Consider the following 19,588-nt stretch of genomic DNA (forward strand, 5'->3'; position numbering starts at 1 on the left):
GGGAAGCGCGGCCGCGCGGCCGTGGTCTCGCGAGCCACTAGAGAAAAGGATACGACATGGCATACATCCGCAAGGTCGGCGTCCTCGGCCAGGGTCACGTTGGCGCCCACGTGGCCAACTCCCTGCTCATGCAGGGCCTCGTTGACGAGCTCTACCTGTGCGACATCAATGACCAGAAGCTTACGAGCGAGGCACAGGACTTCCGCGACGCCCTGTCGTTCTACCCGCACAACTGCAAGATCGTCACCTGTGGCGCCGAGTACGAGAAGCTCGCCGGCTGCGACGTCATCGTGAACGCCGCCGGCCAGGTCTCCGCCGCCGCCGGCAACCGCGATGGCGAGCTGTTCATCACCACCGACATCGCCCGCACCTTCATCGCGCGCATCGCCGACGCCGGCTTCAAGGGCGTCTGGGTCTCCATCTCCAACCCCTGCGACGTCGTCTGCACCGAGATCTGGCGCCTCTCCGGCTGCGACCCCAAGCGCGTCGTGGGCTCGGGCACCGCGCTCGACTCCGCCCGCCTGCGCAACGCCATCTCGTCCAAGGTGGGCCTGGACCAGCACTCGATCAACGCCTACATGCTGGGCGAGCACGGCGCGTCGCAGTTCGCCGCGATGTCGTGCGTGAGCTTTGGCTGCAAGACGCTCGCCGAGCTTGCCGCCGAGCAGCCCGAGCGCTTTGGCTTTGACCAGGCCGAGGTCGAAGATCTTGCGCGCCAGGGCGGTTACGTTACCTACGCCGGCAAGGGCTGCACCGAGTACGCCGTCGCGCAGGCTGCCGTCCGTCTCGTCCAGGCGGTCCTGGGCAACGAGCACTACGTCACCTGCTGCTCCACGCTGCTCACGGGCGAGCACGGCGAGGAGGGCATCTTCTCGTCCATCCCGTGTGTCGTGGGCGCCAACGGCATCGAGGAGACCTTCGAGCTGCCGCTGAACGAGCGTGAGAAGGCCGCCTTCCACGCCAGCTGCGAGCACATCCGCGGAAACATCGCCAAGCTGGGCGACTGGTGGAACACCGAGGCCCGCGCGTAGTCTCGCGGGCTTCTTGGCCAATCGAATAGATGAGCCTTTGGGGCCAGCTGCGTGTGCGGCTGGCCCCTTTTCTGTGCGAGGGGGTGCTGGGCGCTCGTCCCGTCTCCGCGCTTGTTGCGCTTGGCTCGCTCCAGCCAGACCTTCTCTGTCCAATGCGTCCGGGGTTTCCATTCGGTCCACTCCTCCCTCAAATGCCCAGCAACGTGCTTGGTTATGTCGCGATATGCATATAAGTTATATTTCCGCAGGTAGATTGCTGTGTCACTTAACTTCGACCCTGTATAGCCAGCTTCAGGCGCAGGGACGGACCCTCGCCTGGCGAGGGAGAGGGACCCTATGGAGAGAAGAAAGACAAGGCGCTGGGGAGGTGTCCTGGCGTGCGCGCTGACCACGGCCCTCGCGCTCGTGCTGGGCGTCGCCCTGCCCGCCACGCAGGCCTATGCGACCGACGTGAGCCTGGACGAGCCCGACCACGCCAAGACCGTCACCGACAACGGCGACGGCACCTACAAGCTGAGTCTCACCGTCAAAGGAGACTCTCAGAGCTCGTCCGAGAGCACGCCGGCAGACGTTGTCCTCGCCATCGACACCTCGGGCTCGATGAATGACAACGGCAAGCTCGACAACGTCAAGAGGGCAGCGAAGGCCCTCATCGACGAGCTGCTCACCGACGACAACGCCAAGCTCGATGCCTCGAAGCAGATTCAGGTCTCGGTCATCAGCTTTGACACGAGGGCCGACACCCCCACGAGCTTCACGGCCAACGCGGGCGACGCGACCCAAGCCATCGATGGACTGAAGGCAGGGGGCGGTACCAACTGGGAGGAGGCGCTGCAGAAGGCCAACGCCCAGAACAGCGGCCGTACCGATGCCAGGAAGTACATCGTGTTCTTCTCCGATGGCGCACCGACGTATCGCATCAGCTCGGTCCAGACGGGAACAAAATTGGGTTTTTCGTTCAGCGAGGGCTTTCACAAGGTTCCTGCCTATGACGAGGACGACACCTGGGCTACCCCGCACGGCATTCACGGCTCCGGCAACGACGATCCCTACAACGCCAACTACAACAGCGCCGTGACCGAGGCCAACAAGCGCGACGTCGACACCGTCCAGCTCTTTGCCGTGAGTGGCGACACGTCCGCCAACGCCTCGATGACCAAGTTCGCCAACGACGTCACCGGCGACTTCCTCGATGGCACTGATGCCGACAAGCTGAACGACGCATTTGCCGAGATTGCCCAGACGATCACCAACTCGTGCTACTACCGCGACGTCAAGATCGTTGACCAGCTCTCCGACTACGTCGACTTCAAGGATGCCGTCTCCGCAGATGGCACGCTTGCCTCCGCGACCATCACCAAGACCGACGCCTCGGGCACGAGCCCCGTTGCTGGCGCCGTGGCCAAGGTCGACGGCAAGAAGCTCACGGTCGACCTCTCCGGCGAGCGCGAGCTCGAGGCCGATGCCACCTACACCGTCAGCTTCGACATCAGGCCCACGGCGGACGCCTATGACGCGATTGCCGCGGGTACGCTCACGAACCCCGTTCCCACCAACGTCAACAGAGACCACGACGCCACGACGCTCGAGTACAAGACCGTCACCAAGCGCACCGGTGCCACCGACGTTGTGAGCGACACGCTCTATGCGGACTACGACATTCCCACCATCGCTCTGCCCACCAAGCAGCTCACGGTGACCAAGACCTGGGAGAACGCCCGCGATGACGCCCGCGCTACCCAGCCCGTCCACGTACAGGTCACGCGCAACAGCGCCGACTATGGCACGCCTGTCGAGCTCTCTGCCAGCAACAACTGGACGAGCACCGTCACCGTGACGGGCAATCCCGCCGATGCCTCCGCCTGGGGCGCCCGCGAGACCGATGGTGACCTTTCCAGCTACACCACCAACGTCGCGGTCGATGGCCTGAACCTCTCGGTCACCAACACCCACAAGGCCTGGCCCGTCACGGTCGACGGCACCACCCAGCTTGCGGGCACCAAGACCCTCACGGGCCGCGCCCTCGTCGCCGGCGAGTTCAGCTTTACCATCACCCCGTGCGGCGTCGCGCCCGCGCCCACGCAGATGACCGCCGAGAACGACGCCGCGGGCAACTTCCACTTTGGCGACATCACCTTCGACGCGCCCGGCACCTACTACTACAACGTGGCCGAGGTCACCGACGGCCTTGCCGACAAGGGCATCACCGCCCAGACCTCCACGCTGCAGGTCGAGATCGACGTGGTCGAGAAGGACGGCGCCCTGGTGGCCCAGGTGAGCCTGCCCGATGGCGGCCTCAAGTTCGAGAACGCCTACAAGCCCAGTAACGTTACCGTCTCCGTGACGGCTTCAAAGCATCTCGTTTCCAACCAGGACGGTGTCACCGCCCCGAGCCTCAACGCCGGCGACTTCAACTTCACCATCACCGGCGATGGCCCGCTGCCTGCTACCACCACCGTCTCCAACGGCGCGGCTGGCAACGTCTCCTTTGGCGACATCAAGTTCACCAAGGATGACCTCGCTGGTGAGATGAGCAAGACCTTCACCTACACCATCACCGAGTCTGGCTCCAAGGCAGGCGTCAACAACGACTCCGACAAGCGCTTCACCGTTACCGTGACGGACAACGGCGACGGCACCATGAGTGCCAAGACCAGCAAGATCGCCCCGTTCGTTAACACCTACAGCGCGAACTCCGTGAGCTACAGCGTCTCCAACGACGTCAAGGTCTCCAAGAAGCTCAGTGGCCGCGACCTTAAGGATGACGACTTCACGTTCGAGCTCGTCGACGAGGCCGGCAACCAGGTTGCCACCGCCACCAACCAGGGCGGTACCGTCACGTTCCCGAGCGTCGACTACACCAAGCCGGGCGAGTACAAGTACACCGTCCGCGAGGTCAACGACGCCAAGGGCGGCGTGACCTATGACGCCAGCACCTACCAGGTGACGGTCACCGTGAAGGACAACGGCGAGGGCCGGCTCGAGGCCAACGCCACCTCCATCAGCGATGCCATCACGTTCAAGAACAGCTATGCCGCTGCTCCCACGTCCGTCGAGCTCAAGGCCACCAAGGCCTATGAGGGTGCCACGCTTGCCGAGGGCCAGTTTACCTTCGAGGTCGTCAACAACGGCAACGTCGTGGCCCGTGGCACCAACGATGCCAACGGCAACGTCTCGTTTGGCAGCCTCGCGCTCACCAGGGCCGGCACCTACGACTTCACCATCCGTGAGGTCAACGACGGCCAGGCGAACGTGACCTATGACGACAAGACCTATGACGTGAAGGTGACGGTTGCCGACGACGGCGTTGGCCAGCTTACGGTGAGTTCCGTCGAGGGCGACAACCCCACGTTCACCAACACCTACACCGAGTCCGCGAAGGCCGAGGAGTCTGACATGCCTGCGGAGGACAAGCAGATCCCGCAGACGGGTGACACCAACAGCGCCACCGTGCCCGTTGTGCTCGCCGTGGTCGCGGTCGTCTGCGTGGCCGCCGGTCTCGTGGTCGCCAAGCGCAGGAAGTAACTTCCTGAAGCCACGCGGCTAGGACAGAGCAATGCCCGGGGAGGGGTCAGCCAGGCGCTGACTCCTCCTTTATTGTTGCGAGTTTGCGTGCAACAAACGTTATATGCAAAAACGATAACGCCTTAATCGTGCCTGAAATGTCCACTAATATGTATATAAGTGATATTCCCGCATGTAGATGGCCCACGTTCCTAGAGTCATAAACGTGGGGCAATTTGCATATTCTAAACGCAATCAAATTTATGCATATCACGGGGTGCCTCACACGTTGTCAAAAGTGAGAGGTGCCTTCCCATGAGCCGTAAGAATTGGTCCGTCAGACCGTCAAAGTTTGCCGTTGCCGTTACGTGTGCCGGACTCGCCACCGCCCTTGGCGTGGCGCCCGTCTCGGCTATCGCCCTCGACGTCGACCCGCAGGCTCAGACCGAGGTCGCTCAGACGGCCGAGGCTCCCGCAACGGCTTCCGCGGCTACCGCTGACGCCGCCCAGGCCGAGAACCCCGCTACCACCGAAGCCCCCGCCGTTGCCGCCCAGGCCGCGACCGGCGTTGCTCGCATCGGCGACAAGGATTACGACTCGCTCGACGCCGCTCTCGCAGATGCCACGGACGGTTCCACGATCGAGCTGCTCGCAGACGCCTCCATTTCTTCTACCAACAAGCTGGCCAAGAACGTCACGATTGCCGGCGCGGGCCACACCGTGGCGGTCACCGCGCAGCCGAACACCGAGTCTGGCGGCCTCGAGGTGGAGGCCAAGCTCGTCTTCTCCAACGCAAAGGTGACCTTCTCGAACCAGTTGAGCATCAGCAGCAAGTGGGACGTCGTGCTCAAGGGCAACGGCGCCCTTGAGTTCAGGGATGGGGCTACGGCCACCTTCGCCGACTCTGGCCTCTACGTGCAGAATCCCACTGCGGCCTGCGGGCTCACGCTTGATGGCGCGACGACGTCCGTGACCTTTTCGGATCTCGGCTACACGGCAATCATGGCCGAGGGCAAGCCTGCTCCCACGGCCTCCGTTAACGTGAATAACGGCGCCTCGCTCATCGTCGAGAAGGGCGCCATTAACGGTATCACGGGAATGAACGTCAACGTGACCGGTGGCTCCAAGCTGTCTATCTGCGACAACGGGAACCAGGGCCTCGTGAGGTGCAATTTCGTGGTTGACGCCTCGACGGCAACCATAAGCCGCAACGATATGGGTATCACCGGCTATCGCAATACCAAGGTCCTGTCGCTCATCAACGGTGGCACCCTCACTATGGAGGACAACACCTCGAGCGGTATTTTCCTCTATGGTGGCAACGTTGACGTCCAGGCTGGCGCCCATCTGAGCATCTCTGGCACGGGTAAGGGATATACGGGCGAGCCCGATTACTACACCGGTGCCATTGCAACGTATCGTGCGGCTGCGAACGTGTCTTTCGCTGATGGCGCTACGGTTGAGCTCGTCAACAACCCCCTGGGTGCCGTCAACAACGCGGCGGGTACAGTGAGCTTTGGTGCTGGTACGGTCGTCACTGGCAACGGTGCCCGCGAGGGCTCGAACGTCGTGCAGCTCGGCGGCGGTATCAAGAACTCCCAGGGGGGTAAGGTCACGGTTCGCGAGGGTGCCGTTCTCTGCAACAACAGTGCCGTCGTGGCTGGCGACGACGTCTACAGCGACAGCGGCATGGTGAGGCTTCCCGCCACGGGCTCCAGCTGGACCCTCGACGAGCAGCACGACGGCACCGCCGTCCATGCGATCAGCGGCTGGTTCAAGGACGGTCTCGAGGGTGAGGTACCCGCGCGTTGGGAGGCTCACGCAAGCGAGGCTGCCAGCAATCGCATCGACCGCGTCGCTGCTGGTTCGTTTGAGCAGCCGATGGCGCTCAAGGCCGCCCATGGTCTGCTCGTGAACGTCGACTACAAGTATGTTGGCGACGCCAAGCCCGACGGTGCCGTGCCGCCCGCGGCCGACAACGACCTCGAGGACGGTAGCGCCTACATCGGCAAGACGGTCGACGTGCCCGAGGGCTGGACGTTCGACGGCTGGTACACCGACGAGGCCTGCACCACCAAGTGGGTCGACGGCACCGCGCTCGACGGATCGATGACGCTCTATGGCAAGTGGAGCAAGAAGCCCGAGAAGAGCGGCGAGAAGGGCGACAAGCCCAACAAGTCCAGGGACAAGAAGCTTCCGCAGACCGGCGACGCGAACAACGCGGCGGTGCCTGTCGCCCTCGCGGGTGCCGCGGCCGTCTGCGTGGCCGGTGGCCTCGTGGCCTCTAAGCGCAGGAAGTAGCAAACGGCGTCGAGTGGCTCGTTGCCCCGACGCATTGGTGGAGGGGCTGGCTTTGGCTGGCCCCTCCTGTTTGTTGCGAGCTTGCGCGCAACGATTCCCAGCTTTCTTAAGAGATGCCCGCAAATATGCATGTAAGTCATATTTCCGCAGGTAAAAGGTTCGAATTACTAGCGTAAAGAAGGGAGGGTGCCACCTGCATATTCTGAATGTCGATTGAAATATGCATCACGGCCGACATCCAAGAATCACGTTGCGAAACAAGGAGCCAGGCCATGCAGCGCCACCGAGTTCCCGAACCAGTCAGACCTGCCGTCCTCGTCCGCGCGACAGCATCCAAGTTCCGTCGCAGGAATCGGTAGGGATTCGGGGGGATCCATGACCAAGCGAGCCAAGGTCAGCGCCACGGCCGGCGTGCGCATCAACGAGCGAGAGCTTGCGGTGTTGCGGCAGATTGCCTGGGTGAACTCGACCGTTGTGAGCGTCAGCCAGCTATCCGCGGATTTTTCATGCAGCTTGGCTACGGTGCGAAACGTCATTCGTTCGCTCGAGCACAAGGGACTTATCAGCGTGCAGGCGCGCTTCCTTCGCAACGGCGGTCAGCTCGAGAACGAGTACGAGGTTACGCAGGAGGGCATCCGTGTTCTGGAGTGCGATGATGCACTCGCCAAGGACGAGCGCTAGACAACATCGTATATCCCTCCTGTTCGAAGAAGTTCGGGGGGGGGTGCCTCAGAGGTAAATGGCGTCTGCTTGAGCGCCGTTGCCCCTGTTGCTCCCGCGTCTCCCAGCCGCGGTGGCGGTGACGCGCCGTGGCTCGAATTCGAAGCGACGATAGCGAGTTAATGCGCAAGGTGGGCCAGGCCTTCGCCGACGCCCGTGCCGAGGCCGGCCTCACGCAGGTCGAGGTCGCGCGTCTGTCGGGCGTGCACCAGTCCTGCGTGAGCCGTCTCGAGCAGGGCAACGGTAACGCGACAGTCGCCATGATGGAGGCCGTCGCGAACGCCCTGGGCTGCCGCCTCGACGTGCGCCTGCTGTTCCCGGCGCCTCCGCACTCCTCCCACAAGTAGCGGGCCGTGGGGTCTGGCGGCGTGGCTGGATTCTATCGCCCTGCTCACGCTCACGTTTTGCGCCCTCGCTCGTCCTTGTTGCCCTGCTCGCGCTCGCCGTCCCGCTCACTTCGCCCGCGCTCCCCTCTCGCAAGATGGGCGTTCGGCGCTCTTCTCGCACAAGGCAACCAAGGGGTGGTCCACGCCGCCCGCCCGCAATCGCGCCCCGTTCGCCGCACGGGCGGCGAGACGTCTTTTTGTCCCGTATCCGATTGGGTACGGTTAATCCAACGAATGCCGTGGCGTATGTGGGCCGCGCGCCCACCCAAGCAGCGGTTTGGGTGCGCCAACTGCGGCGATTCTCCCTCCCGTCTGTGCCACGTGGACCTCAACGGAGGGAGTCATCATGAGCGAGAAGATTAGAAACGTTGCCCTCGTCGGCCAAGGCGGCGTGGGCAAGACCATGCTCGCCGAGGCCATGCTCCACCTTTCGGGCGTCACGACCCGACTGGGCGGCCACAAGGGCACCAAGCCCACGCTCGACTATGACCCCGAGGAGGAGAAGCGCTCCTTCTCGATCAAGCTCGCCATGGCGCCCGTTCCCTGGAACGGCGCGCGCCTGAACGTCATCGACGCCCCCTGCTACCCTGACTTTGTTGGCGATGCCTATGCCGCGATGTCTGCCGTTGAGACCGCGGTCTTCGTCGTCGACGCCGCCGGCGACCCCGGCGCCATCACCACGCGTCTGTGGTATGCGGCCGAGGATCTGTCGCTTGCCCGCGCCGTCTTCGTGAACCGCATTGATCGCTCCGAGGCCCAGTACGCCGCCACGCTCGCTGCGCTGCAGGAGCGCTTTGGCCAGCGCCTGGGTGCCGTGACCCTGCCGTGGGGCGTGGGCGACGACTTCAAGGGCATCATCGACGTCATTCGCATGCGGGCCCGTCACCTTGACGGCAACGGCAAGCCGGTCGTCTGCGACATCCCCGACGACATGCGCGCCGCCGCCGACGAGGCTCGTGCCCACCTCTGCGAGCTTGTGGTCGAGGCCGACGACGAGCTCATGCTCAAGTATCTCGAGGGCGATGGCCAGCTCACCCAGGATGAGCTGGAGGGCCTGCTCGCCAAGGCCATCGCCGAGCGCATCTTCGTGCCGGTCTTTGCCGGTTCGTGCACGCGCGAGGAGGGCGTCACGAGCCTCATGGACGACATCGAGACCTACTTCCCCGCGGCAAGCGACTTTGGCTCGGTGCCGCTGGTCAACGGCGACTACCTCGACATCGACGAGGACGACGACCGCCCGGTTGGCTTTGTCTTCAAGGTCCTCAACGACCAGCAGAACGGCCGCCTCGCCCTCGTGAAGGTGCTTGCCGGCACGTTCACCCCGGGCCTCGAGCTTACCTGCGCCCGCACGCGCAAGCCCGAGCGCCTCGCGCGCATCTACCGCATGGTTGGCCGCGACATGACCGAGGTTTCGAGCGTGGTTGCTGGCGACATCGTGGTTGCGCCCAAGATCTCTGCCATGGCGGGCGACACCCTGTCCGTGACGGGCAAGGTCGAGGCCGCGGCGTTCCGCTTCCCCAACTCGCTCTACCAGGTGGCCATCGAGCCCGACAAGCGCGGCACCGAGGACAAGCTGTTCAGCTTCCTCGAGAAGTCCTGCGACGCCGATCCCACGATGAAGGTCACGCGCAACGAGGAGACCGGCCAGACCGTCATCAGCGCGCTGGGCGAGGCCCAGGTGTCCGTCCTGCTCGACCGCATGGCCGCCCGCGCCGGCGTCTCGGCGCACGTGGTGCCCATTCGCGTGCCGTACCGCGAGACCATCCGCCGCACCTCGAGTGCCCAGGGTCGACACAAGAAGCAGACCGGCGGCTCCGGCCAGTACGGCGACTGCTGGCTGCGCCTCGAGCCCAACCCGGGCGGCGGCTACGAGTTCGTCGACGAGGTCGTGGGCGGCCGCATTCCCAAGGGCCTCATCCCGGCCGTCGACAAGGGCGTGCAGGAGACCATGCGCGAGGGCGTCGTCGCCGGCTATCCCATGATCGACGTGCGCGTTGCCTGCTACGACGGCAGCTATCACTCCGTCGACTCCAACGAGATGGCATTCAAGACCGCCGCGCGCATCGGCTTCCAGAAGGCTGCCGCAGACGCCGAGCCCGTTGTGCTTGAGCCCATGGCAAAGCTCGAGGTCACCGTACCCGAGGACTATGCCGGTTCGATCATGGGCGACGTCAGCGCCAGCCGTGGCCGCATCGAGGGCATGGACGCCGGCGAGCGCGGCACCACCGTCATCCAGGCGCGCGTTCCCTACGCCGAGGTGCTCGACTATGCCACGCGCCTGCGCTCGCTGTCTCGCGGCACCGGCGAGTTCGCTCTCGAGCTCGAGGGCTACGAGCAGGTTCCCCACGACGTGCAGGCCAAGCTTGCCGAGGAGTGGCAGGCCCGCCGCGGCGCCGGTAGGTAGGTGCGTCACATAGGTTCAGTTGGGGCGACGGCGCCGTTTGCGGGGTCGTCGCCCCTTCTTGTGTAGCGCCGCGCCCTGGCGCGCGTATCATCTCCCCAACTATTTGGGGAGGGGAAGCGATGGGCGAGGGGATTGGTTTTGGCGGCGTCTACGGCTCTGGCCTGGTGCGGCCGCAGCGTGGGTCTTCGATTGTGGTTGGGCACGAGAGCGCACTGAGGTTTTGGACCAACGTGCGCCGCTCGAATGCCGGGATGACAAAGGAGCTGCTTGGGGAGCTGTATCCCGACGACATGCTTGCTAGCATCGACACCGAGAGCGTCTGGGCCGACTGCTCGCTGCTTCCTCTCGAGCTTCCACATGACGTGGCACCCCGCATTGCCCATGCGTCTGCCGCGTTGGGGCTTGATGGCCAGCTCGACATAGTTGTTGGTAAGGACTCCGCACGCCGTGCGTCGGTGGGTGCTAGGTGCCATGTGTGGAAGGGTCCCGTTCCCGATGGGCTCATCTGCTGTCCCGAGCCTGGCGTTTACGTCGTGGCTCCTGAGGTTGCGCTGATGCAGGTGGCTTCTGGCCTTGGCTTTTACAAGACGCTTGCCCTAGCGATGGAGCTCTGTGGAACCTATTCGTGCGATGGCGTGCGCGGCTGCGAGTATGGGGTGGTTCCCGTGACAACCGCCGCGAGAATTGGGCATCTTGTGAGCATCGTTGGCAGGATCCGCGGGCTCGACGCCGCGCGCCAGGCTGCCAGATGCTGCATGGACAACTCGGCTTCTCCGAGGGAAACCGCCCTGGCCGCGATGCTAAGTCTGCCGCGGAGGCTGGGTGGCTGGGGCTGTCCGAGGCCAGAGCTCAACGTTGAGATTGAGCTGAGCGAATCAGCAGCGCACCAGTGCGGGCGTTCGCATCTCGTTGCCGACTTGCTTTACCGGCGTGCGAAGCTCGACATCGAATATCAGGGGAAGGAATGGCACACTGCAGACGAAGGCAGGTCGCGAGACGAGGCGAGGCAGAACGCCCTGATGCAGATGGGCTACTCCTGCGTCTTCGTGGCGGCCAGGCAGATCGCAGACGAATCGAAGGTCGACGACATTGCCGAGCTGATTAAAAGAAAGTCTGGCCTGAGACCGGAGAGAACGGAAGCGAATGAGCAGATGAGGGCTCGCCGGGCAGAGATGCTAGCGGCTCTGGGTATTTGCGATTTATAACAAGCCATCTACCGGAGCGCCCGAGAAAGAAATGGTCGTTCGACTGAGTTCTGAATGACCTTTGGGCCAGAAACGAGGCTAAACCCAAGGCCTGGGTGGCTCGCCGGAATTATTGCAGTCTGTCTACCTGCGATTATTAGTTTTCCCGATATGAAGAGCGTCCCTTAATTGCTCGATAGCTCGTTCAGAACTCGGTCGAACGACCAATTAAGGGAGTAATTGCTTGGTAGATGGCCTAAACGAAGCCGGGGAGGGCGCGAACGCGCCCTCCCCGGCTTGTGAGTTTCTGCAAATGGCGGCCTACGCCCAGCCAAAGTCGGCGAGGCAGTGGTCGACGTTGTCCTCGAAGGTGCCAAGCTCGATGCCGCAGCGGGCGATCTTGCCGGCATCGAGCCTAAAGTCGCGGAAACGGTCCGCGTAGCGCTCGGTGTTGGGAAGGATGTAGCGCTCGACCTCATCCGCGCCATAGCCAAACTTGCTCGCGACGAGCTTGGCGCACTCGTAGGTGCTCATGCCGTCGCTGACATCGTGCCCGTTTGCGGCCGCGAAGTGATACGTGCCGCTCTCGAGCTCGCAGATGCTCGCGAAGTTGTCTGCCAGCTGCTGCGCATAGGTCATGCAACGCTTCTCGTTCACGGTGAACATGGTGGGCGTGCGCGTGCGCATCGCGCGAAGCACGTTGCCAACGATGCCAGGCGAGGGCCTCACGCCCGGCATCGCCATGCCAAACATCCACGAGAGGCGCAGCGTCACGTGGTTGCTCGAGTTTGCCGTAAGCCAAGCGTCTACCTCGGACTTCTGGATGCCGTAGTTGGTGACGCAACTGGGCTCCACGCTCTCGTCGAACGGCCCGGGCTCGCTCTTGCCGTTGAACAGCTGCTCGGTCGAGATGAACAGCATGCGCTTGCCGCGCTCCTCGCACACCTTGGCGATCTCGATGGCCGAGTCGCAGTTGACAAGGTGTGTGCCGGCCGGGTCGTTCTCGCAGTCTGCCGTCGTGGCGTTGGCGGCCGTGTGGAACATCACGTCAAAGTCGAGGCCCTCAAAGAACGAGCGAACCTCCTGCGGCTTGGAATAGTCCACGTCGGCGCGGCTCACGCGCACGAACTCGAACTTGTCGCCGTTGTACCTCTGCACGAGACTTGCCAGATAACCGCTGGCGCCGGTAACGGCCACTTTCTGCTTCATGGGGCTTCCTCTCTAGGGCCGATAGCTCTGCAGCACGCGGCAGTTGCCGCGCACGGTGAACTCGCGCACGCAGGCCGGGATGACGCACGAGCGCGTGTACCCCAGCTCAACCGTGCCCTCGCTGGTCTCGATCGTGGCCGTGCCGTGGACGCAGGTGAGAATCTGGTAGCGCCCACCCTTCTCGACGTGCCACTCGCCAGCGACGTCTACCACGTTCGACTCGAACAGACGGTGGGTCACGCCTCGGCGCACGCGTGTGCCGGCTGCCTCGTCGTAGATCCCCAGGTGCTCGACCGTGGTTTCGTTGTCGGTCTTGAGCACGTCGAACCCCTTGTCGACGTGCAGCTCGCGGCCGCGGCCCCAGTCACACAGGCGATACGTGGTGTTGCCAAACGAGCCAATCTCGACGGCAAAGATACCCGGTCCCAGCGCATGCATCGTACCTGCGGGAATGAGGATGAAGTCGCCCTCGTGCATCTCGACGCGCCTGCCGTACCTGTCGCCGATCGTGTCGTCTGCCGCCGCCTCGCGCAGAGCGTCAACGTCACTCGTGGTGCAGCCGGCGATGAGCTCGGCGCCCGGCTCGGCGTGGAGGACGTACCAGGATTCGGCCTTCTCGTGGTCGCCCTCGGCTGCCTGGGCGTAGGTCTCATCGGGGTGCACCTGCACGGAGAGGAACTCCTTGGGGTCCATCGAGACGACCTGAATCGTGGCATCGTCGGCAAGGTCGCCGATGAGCTCGTCGTGGTGCTTGGCGATGAGCTCATCGAAGCGCGTGCCGTCGAACGGGCCGCCCTCGACCGAGGTACAGACGTCGGGGTGAGCCGAGACGTCAAATGCCTCGCCATTGTTGACGTCGTCGCCATGCTCGAGGCCGCGAGCCTCGGAGATGCGGGTTCCGCCCCAGATGGGGGAGATGTAGGTGGGCTTGAGCAGAATGGGACCCATGCCGCTTCCTTTCCTCTAGTGCCGGTGCGCACTCGTCGGCACTAACGACCTAACAAAAAGCGGCCACCGCCAAGGCGATGGCCGCAGGCACAACTCTACAGCTCGATGGACTCGATGCCCTGCTCCTCGAAGCGGCGGCGCAGCTCGTCGATGATCGGCATGCCCGCGCTGCAGCCGATGCGCGTGGCGCCCGCGCGCACCATGTCGAGGAAGGTGTCGGCGTCGCGAATGCCGCCGGCGGCCTTGACCTGCACCTTGTCGCCGCAGTGGGCCTTCATGAGCTCGACGTCGTGGACGGTGGCGCCGCCGGTGGAGAAGCCGGTGCTCGTCTTGATGAACGTGGGCTCGACCTCCTTGGCGATCTCGGCGAGCTTGACCTTCTCGTCATCGTTGAGCAGGCAGTTCTCGAAGATCACCTTGCAGGGAATGGCCTCCTCGCGCCCCTCGCTGGCCTCGCGGCACACGGCCACAATCTGCGTCATCTCGTCGGCGATGTAGTCCCAGTTGCCAGCCTTGACCTGGGTGAGGTTCACCACATAGTCAATCTCGGAGGCGCCGTTCTCGATGGCGTCCTTGGTCTCGAAGACCTTGGCAGCGATGGAGGTCTGGCCGAGGGGGAAGGCAATGGCGGCACCCGTGTGGATGTCGGTGCCGGCAAGCTGCTCGGAGCAGAACTTGGACTGGACCTGGTTGATGGCAACCATCTTGAAGTGATAGCGCTTGGCCTCATCGCACAGCTTGGCCATGTCGGCCTCGGTGGCATCGGGGTGCAGGTTGGTGTGGTCAATGAGGCGAGAGAGGTCGTCGAGCGTGTAGGTTGCCATCTGGTGCTCCTTCCCGAGCCCGTCTCTGGGCCCGAATCAGGCCGCTGTTGCGCGGCGATATGACGCGCCACCACCTAAGTATGCGCGCTTCGTGCTTTGCGCAAAGGATACCTCTAATGAGCTTACAAATCATGTGACAAAGACCAAAAGTAAGAACAATTGAGCCAATTTGACCCCAATAAGTACCGTCAAACCAGAAAAATCGACCGTTCGGGGAGAATCGCTCATATCTGCATATGTGGATGAAAGGTGAATATGTATTCTTCAGGTCAGGACAAGTCGAAAGGATATCGATGAACATTTTGCTTACATCTCACGGCGGCCTCTGCACCGGCATGCTCGATGCGTTCCAGATGTTTGCCTCGGGCGCCACGCATGTCAGTGCGGTGAGCCTCACTGACACCGGTATCGACGACTTCCGCGATCGTCTCACCGCTCGCGTCAACGAGCTTCTCACCCATGGCGACCTGCTGATCCTCGCGGACCTCGCGGGCGGCACGCCCTTCAACGAGTCCTACGCCCTGTTCCTCAACAACCCCGAGCACATCAGGCTCGTCGCTGGTGCCAATTTCCCGATGCTTCTGGAGGCCGGCGTGCTTGCGATGAGCTCTGATGACCTGGAGGCGGTTACCCAGGCCGCCCTCACGGCAGGTTCTGCTGGCGTTACTGCTGCGGAGATGCCCGCAGACAGCTCGGACGACGAGGACGATCTGTTCTAGCCGGCGGGGAGGGGCTGGCGCAAGCCGAAGGGGAGCCCCTCCCAACCGCGCCCACATGGGCGCCACTCAGGTATCCCGGGGCGCGTGCCCCGAGCAATAACAATCTGCATTTGGGAGGAACCTACTATGGCAATCACTCTCGCCCGCGTCGACGACCGCGTTATCCACGGTCAGACCATGACCCGCTGGGTCGCCAAGAAGCCGGTCGACTCGATCATCGTCATCAGCGACAAGGTCGCCAAGGACGAGCTCCGCAAGAAGGTTCTAAAGGCTGCCGCCGCCAACCTCAAGCTCGGCATCTATGACGTCGAGCAGGGCGTCAAGGCCCTCGAGAAGGTCCACGCCTCCAACAAGAACTTCTACATCATCTCCGACTCCACCACCGGCTTTGCCGACATCGTTCGCCACGGCGGCGACTTTGGCAAGGTCCTCAACATCGGCAACCTCAACGGCGCCCGCCCCAACACCAAGCCCATGGGCAACGCCGTGTGCCTCAACGACGACGACGTCGTGGCGCTCGACTACCTCGAGGAGCAGGGTGTCGAGGTCCAGTTCCAGCTCATCCCTGATGACAAGCCCATCAGCTGGCCCAACATGAAGGCCAAGTACCAGTCCGCTTAGCGATTGCGCCTGGCGCGCCCATTGGGGACGGACGCGCACAAACAGGCTTCAGTCAGCAAAGAAGCTCGCTTGTATAGCGAGCAAAGCCGGCCGCGAGCCGGAATAGTTCCATCGTTGAAGGAGGAGAAACGGAACTGCTTTTCCCAGCGCTTATGTGTGGCATCTTCTGCTACCTGGGCGCCATCGAGTCCGCGCCGATGTTCGGCATCACGGGCAGCTTCTACATGGTTGGCCGTCCGCTCGTCGGTGGCCTGCTGTGCGGCCTCGTCTTCGGTGACGTGACGGCCGGCGTCCTGTGCGGCGTTGCCGTCCAGGCCGTGTTCATCGCCAACCTCTCCACGGGCGGCGCGACGAACTCCGAGATCACCTACGCCACCTACGGCGGCATCGGCCTCGCCATGGCCACCACCAAGGATCCGGCCGTGGCCGTGACCCTGTCGGTGCTTGTCGGCAACACCTTCGGCCTGATCTTCTACAACACCCGTATGGCCCTCTACTCGTTCTTCAACAACGGCGCCCAGAAGGCCGCTGAGGAGAACAACGACCGTGGCATCACCCTCTGGCACGTCATCTACCCTCAGATCTGCACGTTCTTCCTTCGTGCCGTCCCCGTGTTCCTCGCCATCTACCTTGGCCAGGGCCTCGTCGACTCCCTGCTCGCCTCCGTCCCCGAGGTCGTCACGCACATCATCTCCGTCCTCGGCGGCGTCCTGCCCGCCCTCGGCATCGGCATGCTGATGAACATCGTCATCAAGGAGAAGATCCAGCTCATCTACTTCTTCGCTGGCTTCGTGCTCCTGGCCTTCGCCGGCCTCCCGATGGTCGCCATCGTCTTCATCGCTGCCCTCGTCGCCTACCTTGTCTACCAGTCCTCCGGCAAGGCCGCCGCTGCCCCTGCCGCTGAGGCCACCGACGACAACGCCGACGGTTCCTACGAAGACGACGACCTGTTCTAAGAAGGGAGACAACAAATGGCAACTGAAATCACGCCCAAGGTTGGCCCCAACGGCAAGCAGGGTCTGACCAACAAGGATCTTAACCAGCTCTGGCTGCGCTGGGCTTTCACTCACCTGTCCTCGATGAGCTACGAGAAGCTGCAGGCCCACGCCTTCGCCTGGTCCTACATCCCGTTTGCCAACAAGTACTACGCCGATGACCCCGAGGCCAAGCGTCGCCTGCTCGTTCGTCAGTCGGTCTTCTACAACACCGAGCCGCAGACCGGTACGCTCGTCAACGGCATCGTGGCCTCCCTCGAGGAGAACATCGCCCTCGGCGGCGACGTCGACGAGGAGATGCCCAACAACGTCAAGACCGCCCTCATGGGCCCGCTGGCCGGTATCGGCGACTCCATCGTCCAGGGCATCATCGTCCCGATCCTGCTCTCCATCGGCATGAGCCTCGCCGCCGGCGGCAGCCCGCTCGGCCCGCTGTTCTACATCATCTCCTGGGGCATCATCGGCCCGCTGATCTCGTTCGTCTGCTTCCGCACCGGCTACAAGCTTGGCGTCGGCGCGGTTGATATGATCGTTGGCGAGACCGCCCGCCGCCTGACTGACGCCTTCAACGTGCTGGGCATCATGGTCATCGGCGCCCTGTCGGCCGGCAACATCGCCCTCGTGACCACCCTGAACATCCCTATGGGTGGCGACTGGGCTCCGCTGCAGGACACCCTCGACGGCGTCTTCCCCAAGATCCTTCCGCTGATCGCCGTCCTGGTCACCTGGTGGATGCTCGACAAGAAGCAGTTCTCGCCCACGAAGGTCATCCTGGTCCTCACGGCCGCTGTCATCGTCTTCTGCCTGCTTGGCGTCTTCTAAGGATTGCCCCGCAACATCTGAGCGAGGTCACATAGCGAGCTCGCTGTTCCAAGGCCCCGGGGCACCCACACGGTTCCCCGGGGCCTTCCTAATTTATTAACCGGTTCACCAGCTTTGGCCTGTGGTGATGCTCGAACGTCGTCATGTGCGAGACGAGCCGACGTACGCGAATCGTCCCCATGAGCAACAAGGGACGGGGCATCGACCCGCCCAAGGCCGCAAGCAAAAGCACCTACGGAAAGGACGCGCCATGGCACTTCTGCGCTTCAAGCCCATCCCCAAGCAGACCGTCTGGGGCGGCAACACCTGCCGCGACTACTACCACTACGACTGGATGCCCGACGGCGTGGGCCAGGCCTGGGCGTTCGCCGACCAGGGTGAGCAGTCCAACGTCTGCGTCTCCGGCGAGTACGAGGGCAAGACGCTCGGCGAGCTGTGGCGCGAGCACTCCGAGCTGTTTGGCGACACCAACCGCCAGTTCCCGGTGATCATCTCGCTGCTGTGCCCGGTCGACGACCTCTCGATCCAGGTGCACCCCGACACCGAGCACGCCAAGCCCCTGGGCTTTGCGGCGGGCAAGAACGAGGCCTGGTACTTCCTCGAGGCGGCCGAGGGCTCCGAGCTGGTCTGGGGCCACAACGCCACCGACGAGGCGGACCTTCGCAACTACATCGCCGAGGGTCGCTGGGCAGACCTCATCGACCACCTGCCCATCGAGAAGGACGACTTCGTCTACCTGCCGGCGGGCCTGCTCCACGCCTGCTGCAAGAACGTTATCGCCTACGAGATTCAGCAGGCTACCGACGTCACCTACCGCTTCTACGACTACGACCGCGTGCAAGCCGACGGGTCGCTGCGCGAGCTGCACCTCGAGCAGGCCATCGACTGCCTGAGCTACGACAAGTCGCTGATGGTCAACCAGGCCAAGCCCTGGACCGAGGACCTGGGCAACATGAAGCGCACGCACCTCATCTCCAACGACTCGTTCACGGTCGAGAAGATCGAGGTTACGGGTCCGTGCACCCTGCCGGGCGAGGAGTACAAGCTCGTGACCGTGGGCCGCGGCTCGGGTACCGCCAATGGCGAGGACATCGCCGTGGGCGACCAGATCCTGCTGCCGAAGGGCGAGCCCCTCGAGCTCGACGGCAACGTCACGCTGCTTACCACGACCGCCTAGGCCAGTACGCCTGCAACCACGACTTCTCAAGGAGAGAACATGCTGCTACTGCCCTCTATGATGTGTGCCGACTTCCTTCGCTTGGGCGAGGAGGTCGACGAGCTGGTTGAGGCCGGCTGCGACGGCTTTCACCTCGACGTGATGGATGGCCACTTCGTGCCCAACCTGGGCATGGGCCTGGGCGACGTCGAGGCCATCTGCGGCCGCTCGAAGGTCCCCTGCGACGTGCACCTGATGTCGAACCACGAGCCCACGACCATCGACCTGCTGGTCAAGGCTGGCGTGCAGATCGTTTACGTTCACCAGGAGGCCGAGCCCACCATCAACTCGACCCTGCTGCAGATCGAGCGCCTGGGCGCCCACCCCGGCCTCGTCGTCGATCCAGGCGTCAACTTCGAGACGGTCGAGACGTCGCTGCCGGTGGTCGACTACGTGCTGGTCATGACCGTGAATCCGGGCTTCTCGGGCCAGAAGTACCTCGACTACGTGGACGAGAAGCTCGAGCGTTTTGTCGCGGCCAAGGAGAAGTATGGCTACAAGGTCATCATCGACGGCGCCTGCTCGCCCGCGGTGATTGAGAAGGCCTCCAAGATGGGCGTCGACGGTGCCGTCCTGGGCACGAGCGCCGTCTTTGGCAAGGGCCGCCCCTACGCCGACATCTTCAAGGAACTCCGCGAGCTGCAGGCGTGACAAAGGGGTCAGAGCCCTTTGTCACCTCTTCTGAAATGCGTGGTCTGGTGGGG

At 63.5% G+C, this 19,588-nt stretch carries 16 protein-coding genes; 13 read left to right on the forward strand and 3 right to left on the reverse strand.

The annotated features are described in order from the left end of the window. The first annotated feature begins 56 nt into the window (after window positions 1-56). The 7 genes from Q3866_RS00335 (at window position 57) to Q3866_RS00365 (ending at window position 11,551) form a co-directional block, all read left to right on the forward strand. Complete coding sequence (locus Q3866_RS00335; protein WP_301828757.1) at window positions 57-1,031, forward strand: L-lactate dehydrogenase; 975 nt, start codon at window positions 57-59, stop codon at window positions 1,029-1,031. Window positions 1,032-1,367: 336 nt separating this feature from the next. Continuing rightward, complete coding sequence (locus Q3866_RS00340) at window positions 1,368-4,556, forward strand: FctA domain-containing protein (protein WP_301828758.1); 3,189 nt, start codon at window positions 1,368-1,370, stop codon at window positions 4,554-4,556. A gap of 294 nt (window positions 4,557-4,850) precedes the next feature. Next, complete coding sequence (locus tag Q3866_RS00345) at window positions 4,851-6,836, forward strand: InlB B-repeat-containing protein (RefSeq protein WP_301828759.1); 1,986 nt, start codon at window positions 4,851-4,853, stop codon at window positions 6,834-6,836. Between the two features lie 375 nt (window positions 6,837-7,211). Beyond that, window positions 7,212-7,517: an HTH domain-containing protein gene (locus tag Q3866_RS00350; protein WP_301828761.1), complete on the forward strand. Its 306-nt coding sequence runs from the start codon at window positions 7,212-7,214 to the stop codon at window positions 7,515-7,517. Window positions 7,518-7,678: 161 nt separating this feature from the next. Continuing rightward, a complete protein-coding gene (locus Q3866_RS00355) occupies window positions 7,679-7,903 on the forward strand; it encodes a helix-turn-helix domain-containing protein (protein WP_301828763.1) in 225 nt (74 codons plus the stop codon). Window positions 7,904-8,288: 385 nt separating this feature from the next. Next, a complete protein-coding gene (locus Q3866_RS00360; protein WP_301828764.1) occupies window positions 8,289-10,346 on the forward strand; it encodes a translation factor GTPase family protein in 2,058 nt (685 codons plus the stop codon). A gap of 119 nt (window positions 10,347-10,465) precedes the next feature. Further along, complete coding sequence (locus Q3866_RS00365; RefSeq protein WP_301828765.1) at window positions 10,466-11,551, forward strand: hypothetical protein; 1,086 nt, start codon at window positions 10,466-10,468, stop codon at window positions 11,549-11,551. A 300-nt stretch (window positions 11,552-11,851) separates the two neighbouring features. On the opposite strand, the gene Q3866_RS00370 is transcribed toward Q3866_RS00365, so the two are convergent. The 3 genes from Q3866_RS00370 to deoC form a co-directional block, all read right to left on the reverse strand. Further along, on the reverse strand, window positions 11,852-12,739 hold the full coding sequence (locus Q3866_RS00370; protein ID WP_301828766.1) for a sugar nucleotide-binding protein: 888 nt from the start codon (window positions 12,737-12,739) through the stop codon (window positions 11,852-11,854). A 12-nt stretch (window positions 12,740-12,751) separates the two neighbouring features. After that, window positions 12,752-13,687 carry a type I phosphomannose isomerase catalytic subunit gene (locus Q3866_RS00375; RefSeq protein ID WP_301828767.1) on the reverse strand — a complete coding sequence of 312 codons (936 nt, stop codon included), beginning with the start codon at window positions 13,685-13,687 and terminating at the stop codon, window positions 12,752-12,754. A gap of 95 nt (window positions 13,688-13,782) precedes the next feature. Further along, the gene (gene deoC / locus Q3866_RS00380) at window positions 13,783-14,511 is read right to left on the reverse strand and encodes a deoxyribose-phosphate aldolase (RefSeq protein ID WP_293673359.1); all 729 of its coding nucleotides are present in this window, start codon (window positions 14,509-14,511) and stop codon (window positions 13,783-13,785) included. Between the two features lie 293 nt (window positions 14,512-14,804). Between deoC and Q3866_RS00385 the strand changes: the two genes are divergently transcribed. From Q3866_RS00385 to Q3866_RS00410, 6 genes are all read left to right on the forward strand, one after another. Further along, window positions 14,805-15,230 carry a PTS sugar transporter subunit IIA gene (locus Q3866_RS00385; RefSeq protein WP_301828768.1) on the forward strand — a complete coding sequence of 142 codons (426 nt, stop codon included), beginning with the start codon at window positions 14,805-14,807 and terminating at the stop codon, window positions 15,228-15,230. Between the two features lie 126 nt (window positions 15,231-15,356). Further along, entirely contained in the window at window positions 15,357-15,851 is a 495-nt protein-coding gene (locus Q3866_RS00390) for a PTS sugar transporter subunit IIB (protein WP_293824354.1), read from the forward strand. 152 nt (window positions 15,852-16,003) lie between these two features. Continuing rightward, the gene (locus Q3866_RS00395; protein WP_301828769.1) at window positions 16,004-16,807 is read left to right on the forward strand and encodes a PTS sugar transporter subunit IIC; all 804 of its coding nucleotides are present in this window, start codon (window positions 16,004-16,006) and stop codon (window positions 16,805-16,807) included. Window positions 16,808-16,822: 15 nt separating this feature from the next. Then, window positions 16,823-17,668, forward strand: coding sequence for a PTS system mannose/fructose/sorbose family transporter subunit IID (locus tag Q3866_RS00400; RefSeq protein ID WP_301828770.1), 846 nt, complete (start codon window positions 16,823-16,825; stop codon window positions 17,666-17,668). 250 nt (window positions 17,669-17,918) lie between these two features. Beyond that, complete coding sequence (locus tag Q3866_RS00405) at window positions 17,919-18,845, forward strand: type I phosphomannose isomerase catalytic subunit (RefSeq protein WP_301828771.1); 927 nt, start codon at window positions 17,919-17,921, stop codon at window positions 18,843-18,845. A 39-nt stretch (window positions 18,846-18,884) separates the two neighbouring features. Next, window positions 18,885-19,535: a ribulose-phosphate 3-epimerase gene (locus Q3866_RS00410; protein WP_301828772.1), complete on the forward strand. Its 651-nt coding sequence runs from the start codon at window positions 18,885-18,887 to the stop codon at window positions 19,533-19,535. Window positions 19,536-19,588 lie beyond the last annotated feature (53 nt).

Source organism: uncultured Parolsenella sp. (assembly GCF_958346945.1).
Lineage (GTDB): Bacteria > Actinomycetota > Coriobacteriia > Coriobacteriales > Atopobiaceae > Parolsenella.

Bases quoted from the DNA above. Each gene is read 5' to 3' on its own strand.
- Q3866_RS00335 (WP_301828757.1), top strand. From the start codon at position 57: ATGGCATACATCCGCAAGGTCGGCGTCCTCGGCCAGGGTCACGTTGGC.
- Q3866_RS00340 (WP_301828758.1), top strand. From the start codon at position 1,368: ATGGAGAGAAGAAAGACAAGGCGCTGGGGAGGTGTCCTGGCGTGCGCG.
- Q3866_RS00345 (WP_301828759.1), top strand. From the start codon at position 4,851: ATGAGCCGTAAGAATTGGTCCGTCAGACCGTCAAAGTTTGCCGTTGCC.
- Q3866_RS00350 (WP_301828761.1), top strand. From the start codon at position 7,212: ATGACCAAGCGAGCCAAGGTCAGCGCCACGGCCGGCGTGCGCATCAAC.
- Q3866_RS00355 (WP_301828763.1), top strand. From the start codon at position 7,679: ATGCGCAAGGTGGGCCAGGCCTTCGCCGACGCCCGTGCCGAGGCCGGC.
- Q3866_RS00360 (WP_301828764.1), top strand. From the start codon at position 8,289: ATGAGCGAGAAGATTAGAAACGTTGCCCTCGTCGGCCAAGGCGGCGTG.
- Q3866_RS00365 (WP_301828765.1), top strand. From the start codon at position 10,466: ATGGGCGAGGGGATTGGTTTTGGCGGCGTCTACGGCTCTGGCCTGGTG.
- Q3866_RS00370 (WP_301828766.1), bottom strand. From the start codon at position 12,739: ATGAAGCAGAAAGTGGCCGTTACCGGCGCCAGCGGTTATCTGGCAAGT.
- Q3866_RS00375 (WP_301828767.1), bottom strand. From the start codon at position 13,687: ATGGGTCCCATTCTGCTCAAGCCCACCTACATCTCCCCCATCTGGGGC.
- deoC (WP_293673359.1), bottom strand. From the start codon at position 14,511: ATGGCAACCTACACGCTCGACGACCTCTCTCGCCTCATTGACCACACC.
- Q3866_RS00385 (WP_301828768.1), top strand. From the start codon at position 14,805: ATGAACATTTTGCTTACATCTCACGGCGGCCTCTGCACCGGCATGCTC.
- Q3866_RS00390 (WP_293824354.1), top strand. From the start codon at position 15,357: ATGGCAATCACTCTCGCCCGCGTCGACGACCGCGTTATCCACGGTCAG.
- Q3866_RS00395 (WP_301828769.1), top strand. From the start codon at position 16,004: ATGTGTGGCATCTTCTGCTACCTGGGCGCCATCGAGTCCGCGCCGATG.
- Q3866_RS00400 (WP_301828770.1), top strand. From the start codon at position 16,823: ATGGCAACTGAAATCACGCCCAAGGTTGGCCCCAACGGCAAGCAGGGT.
- Q3866_RS00405 (WP_301828771.1), top strand. From the start codon at position 17,919: ATGGCACTTCTGCGCTTCAAGCCCATCCCCAAGCAGACCGTCTGGGGC.
- Q3866_RS00410 (WP_301828772.1), top strand. From the start codon at position 18,885: ATGCTGCTACTGCCCTCTATGATGTGTGCCGACTTCCTTCGCTTGGGC.